The sequence below is a fragment of the Phenylobacterium sp. genome (genome assembly GCF_004799395.1).
In the GTDB taxonomy this organism is placed as follows: domain Bacteria; phylum Pseudomonadota; class Alphaproteobacteria; order Caulobacterales; family Caulobacteraceae; genus Phenylobacterium.
In genome coordinates this window covers 1-4543 of sequence record NZ_SSMZ01000133.1, presented here as the reverse complement: position 1 = coordinate 4543, position 4543 = coordinate 1, and the positions used below count along the sequence as shown (strand labels likewise).

Annotated in this window: 5 protein-coding genes and 1 pseudogene; 4 read left to right on the top strand and 2 right to left on the bottom strand. The window is 71.6% G+C overall.

Annotated elements, in window-relative coordinates:
• Together E8A12_RS09055 and E8A12_RS09050 are read right to left on the bottom strand one after the other, a co-directional pair.
• The coding region (locus tag E8A12_RS09055; RefSeq protein WP_293367825.1) for an AlkA N-terminal domain-containing protein at window positions 1-1376 on the bottom strand (1376 nt) is incomplete at its 3' end.
• A gap of 84 nt (window positions 1377-1460) precedes the next feature.
• Window positions 1461-2456, bottom strand: a complete 996-nt coding sequence (locus tag E8A12_RS09050) for an alpha/beta hydrolase (RefSeq protein WP_293367823.1) — start codon at window positions 2454-2456, stop codon at window positions 1461-1463.
• A 257-nt stretch (window positions 2457-2713) separates the two neighbouring features.
• On the opposite strand from E8A12_RS09050, the gene E8A12_RS09045 reads away from it, so the two are divergent.
• From E8A12_RS09045 to E8A12_RS09030, 4 genes and pseudogenes are all read left to right on the top strand, one after another.
• Complete coding sequence (locus tag E8A12_RS09045; protein WP_293367821.1) at window positions 2714-3322, top strand: lytic transglycosylase domain-containing protein; 609 nt, start codon at window positions 2714-2716, stop codon at window positions 3320-3322.
• A gap of 3 nt (window positions 3323-3325) precedes the next feature.
• Window positions 3326-3649, top strand: a complete 324-nt coding sequence (locus E8A12_RS09040) for a TrbC/VirB2 family protein (protein ID WP_293367819.1) — start codon at window positions 3326-3328, stop codon at window positions 3647-3649.
• 4 nt (window positions 3650-3653) lie between these two features.
• The gene (locus E8A12_RS09035; protein WP_293367817.1) at window positions 3654-3938 is read left to right on the top strand and encodes a type IV secretion system protein VirB3; all 285 of its coding nucleotides are present in this window, start codon (window positions 3654-3656) and stop codon (window positions 3936-3938) included.
• Window positions 3935-4543, top strand: a pseudogene (locus E8A12_RS09030) (VirB4 family type IV secretion/conjugal transfer ATPase); the annotation flags it as partial. The gene E8A12_RS09035 and the pseudogene E8A12_RS09030, both read left to right, overlap by 4 nt.

Genomic DNA, 4543 nt, shown 5'->3' with positions numbered 1-4543 from the left:
TCGGCGGGCGTCGGCCGCGCGCCGGTCTCGTCGGCCATGCCGCGTAAGAGGCCGATATCGGCCTGCGGGAAGGCGTCGGGCTCGCGCAGTTCGCGCAGGGCGATGTACTGGGCGGTCCATTCGCCGACGCCCGGCAGGGCCTTCAGCGCCGCGATCGCGGTTTCCAGGTCGGCCCTCGGGGTGAAGATGGTCGGGTCGGCGGCCACCGTGCGGGCCAGGGCCTCCAGCGCCGCCCCGCGCGATCGGGGCATGCCCAGCGCGGCGATGTCCTGGCCGACCAGCCGCTGCGGCGTCGGGAAGGCCCGCGTCAAGCCGAGCGAGGCCGCGAATGGCTCGTCGATCCGCTCGCCATAGGCCTCCACCAGCTTGGCGGCCAGGCCGCGGGCGGCGGTGACGGTGATCTGTTGGCCAAGGATGGCGCGCACGGCGAGCTCAAAGCCGTCCCAGGCGCCGGGCGCGCGCAGGCCCGGTCGCGCGGCCACCAGCGGCGCGAGCGCCGCATCCTGGCTGAGGTGCGCCCCGATCAGCCCCGGATCGGCGGTGAGGTCGAAGACGCGGCGGATGCGGGCGATCACCGCCGGCAAGGCCTGCACCCTCGGGAAGCGGATCTCCGCCACCAGGAAGTCACCGGCGCCGGGCGAGACAGTCACAATGCCGAGGGCGCCATCCACGGCCAGCGTCCGGGCGTAACGCTGCGGGCCTACGGCCTCGACACCCGGAACGGCGCGGGCCGCCAGGAAGCCGATCATCGCCTCCCAATCGTAGGGCGCCCGGTAAGGCAGCTTGACGGTGATGCCGCCGGCCGAGGCGCTGGCCTCGGCGGCACGGGAACGGCGCAGCTCGCCGGGCGGGCGGGCGAACAGCTGCTGGAAGGTCTCGTTGAACCGCCGCACGCTGCCGAAGCCGGACGCCAGGGCCACCTCGCCCATGGGCAACATCGTCTCCTGGATCAGCTGCTTGGCCAGCAGGACGCGTCGCGTCTGGGCGACGGCCACCGGCGAGGCGCCCAGGTGCTGCTTGAACAGGCGGCGCAGTTGCCGCTCGCCAACGCCCAACCGCGCAGCAAGTGCGTCAACATCCCCATTGTCCAAGGCTCCGGCCTCGATCAGCGCCAGCGCGCGGCTGACGGTGTTCGAAGTGCCCCGCCAGGCGCCCAGGTCCGGCGAGGACTCCGGCCGGCAGCGCAGGCACGGACGATAGCCGGCTTCCTGGCAGGCCGCCGCGGTCGGATAGAAGGTCATGTTTTGCGGCTTGGGCGTCCGCGCCGGGCAGATCGGACGGCAGTAGATGCCGGTGGTGCGCACCGCGCCGAAGATCCGCCCGTCAAACCGGGGGTCCCGGGTCAGGAAGGCGCGGCGGCAGGCTTCGAAGTCCATGTCCATGACCGGAACATGGGGATGTGCAGCCGCAATGTCTCGCGGTTTTCGGACATGGATGGATAGCCGCTTTGTCGCCCGGCCTCAGGGCTTGCGCGCGGCTTGCACCAGTTCCAGCGCCGCGTCGGCCACCACCTCGGGGCGATCGATCATCATCAGGTGGGAGGATTTCACCAGCCGATGGTCGCCCTTGTGGAAACCGGCCGCCAGCTGCTGGTGGAAGGTCTGCCAGGCGCCGGCGCCGGGATCGGCGGCTGCGCCGGCCGGCCCGTCGGCGCTGGCGGCGGTCAGAACGATGGCGGGGATGTCCTCCAGCAGCCCGCCGACGCGGTCGACCTCGTCCGATGTCGTCGTGAAGAGGTTGTCGAGTTCGGAGACCTGGGTGCGCCAGGTTTCGGGATTGAGGGCGATCTGCTTGGCGTGGTCGTCGTCCGACGGGCGCGCGCAGTCCTGGAACGCAGGATCGCCCGGCGAAACATGTGGCGCGCTCGCCAGCTTCAGGCACCGCAAGGGGCGTCGCTCGGGGCCTTCCAGGCCTCCGGCGCCCGGCCCGAACAGCGCCTGCATCCGCTGCGTCTGGTGCTCGACCGAGCTGTCGACGAACACCAGGCCCACGACGTCCTTGATCCGTCGCGCGGCGAACAGGCGCGCGTAGAGCCCGCCGGCGGAGTGGCCCACCACCACGTAGGGCCCCGCGATGTGGGCGGCCGTCAGCCCCGCGTCGAGGTCGCGGGCGATGGCGGCGCCGTCCCGCGGCATTGGCCCCGGATCGCTGAAGCCATAACCGGCCCGGTCGTAGGCGCAGACCCGGGTGACCTGAGCGATCCGTGGCGCGACCTTGCCCCAGGCATTGGACCCGCCGCCGAAGCCGGCTTCCAGCAGCACGGTCGGCGAGCCATGGCCTTCGCAGCGGAAGTTCAGCGCGCGGTGGTCGGGCAGGCGCACAAGCCGTCCGGGCCGGGCGTAGGGGTCGGCGGCGTTCAGCGCGCCGAACGCTGCGCCGGCGGCGACGGCCGCCAGGACCAGCAAGCCCGCCGCCGCCACTGCCATTTGCGCCTGCCGCGCCGACCATTTCGCCATGCGGTTCCTCTAGCTGCACAGGGCGGCCGCGTCACGGCTGGTGTCCGGAATCTCCACAATGGTCTAAGAGTTAGGCAACATGCTTAAGGCCAAGGTGACTATCCGTTAGCCTCTTGCCCCTAGCTTCGGTCGGCCCGGTTGAGGGTTGGCCAGCCGCTCCAGGCGTGGCGGCTTCGATGGCCAGGGCTGTGACAATGCGCTCGCCTCTCAGGCGAGCGAGGATCGGCTAAGGGTCGCCCATGGGGGCAGGATGGACGATGAGACGCGCTGGTAGACCCTCGCTGCGCACGGCTGTGGCCTTCGCCGGCATGACCCTGTGCGCCCTGGCCTCGCCGGCCGCCGCCCAGGTGCTTTCGATCGGCGACGATGGCGGCGTGACCACCTATTCCGGCCCCGAAGTCTATTCCAGCGAGGGTGTCCGCGCCCTGATCCCGCAGGCCGCCGCCGCGCCGGCGCGCGCTGCGCCCGAGGAGGTCGCCCGCGCCATTCAGGACGCCTCAACCCGCCACGCGATCTCGACCCCCCTGGTGGAGGCCGTGGCCTGGCAGGAGTCGCGCTACAATCAGTCCGCCCTGTCGCCCAAGGGCGCGATGGGGGTGATGCAGCTGATGCCGGGCACCGCGCGCACGCTCGGGGTCGACGCCAGCGACCTGAAGGGCAACGTCGAGGGCGGCGTCGCCTACCTGTCGCAGATGCTGCAGCGCTTCGAGGGCGATCTGCCCAAGGCCCTGGCCGCCTACAATGCCGGCCCTGAGGCCGTGGCCCGCTATGGCGGCGTGCCGCCCTATGCCGAGACCCAGGCCTATGTGCGCTCGATCCTGGGCCGCCTGGCGGTCGTCAGCCTGCCCCGGACGGGCGTGGAGTAGCCAATGACCCGACGAACGTCCCTGCTTGCCGCAGCCCCGGCCGCCTTCGCCGCCGCGCTAACCATGGCTGGCCAGGCCCACGCCCAGAGCGGCGACCCCGCGGGTTCCTCGCCGCTGATCGCCGCGCTCGACTGGGTGCAGGGCACCCTGCTCGGCAACCTGGCGACCACCGCCGCCGTGATCGCCGTGGCCGCCGTGGGCTTCCTGATGCTGACCGGGCGCATGGACTGGCGTCGCGGCCTGACGGTGGTCATCGGCTGCTTCATCATCTTCGGCGCGGTCTCGATCGTCGCCGGCATCCGCTCGCTGGCCGGCGGGCTGCACTAGCGCCATGTCCCGCCTCGCCTCCGACCCCGTCTTTGCGGCGCTCACGCGGCCCCAGATGATCGGCGGCGTCACCTATCCGTACGCGGTGTTCAACCTGATCGTCACGGTCGAGGCCTTCCTGATCACGCGCTCGTTCTGGGCGCTGGCGCTGGCGGCGGTCCTGCATGCGGCCGGCTATCTGGGCTGCCTGCGCGAGCCCCGGTTCTTCGACATCTGGATCACCAAGCTGCAGACCACGCCGCGCGTCCGCAATTTCGCCTTCTGGCGCGGGAATTCGTACCGCCCATGAGCCGCACCTTCCTCACCACGGGCGCAGCCAAGGTCCTGGCGCCACGCGAGGCCAATGTCGGCGATCGCCTGCCCTACCTCGGCCATCTGGACGAGGTGACGCTGCAGACCCGCGACGGCCTTTTGGTGCAGACCCTGCACCTGGCCGGCTTCCCGTCGGAGACCGCACCGGACGACGAGCTCAATTACCGAAAGGCGATCCGCGAGACCGTTCTGCGCGGGGCCGCCAGTTCCCGGCTGGCGATCTATCACCACGTGGTCCGCCGACGCGTGACGCCGGCCTTCCCCGATCCGCCGGAAGAGCCGTTCTGCGCGGGTCTCGACGCCGGCTGGCGCGACCGGTTGGCCGGGCGGCGGCTCTACGTCAACGACATCTTCCTGACCCTGGTCCGCCGGCCGTTGCAGGGCGGCGCGGGCTTCCTGGAGCGCCTGGTCCGTCAACCCGGCGCCAAGGCCGCCGACCTGGAGCGTGAGCTTCGCGCGCTCAATGCCGCCCGCGACGCCTTCGCCGCGGCGCTCGCGCCCTACGGCCCGCGCACGCTGGCGCTCTACGACGGTCCGGGCGGCGCTCAGCGCTCCGAGCCTGCCGAATTCCTGAGCCTGATC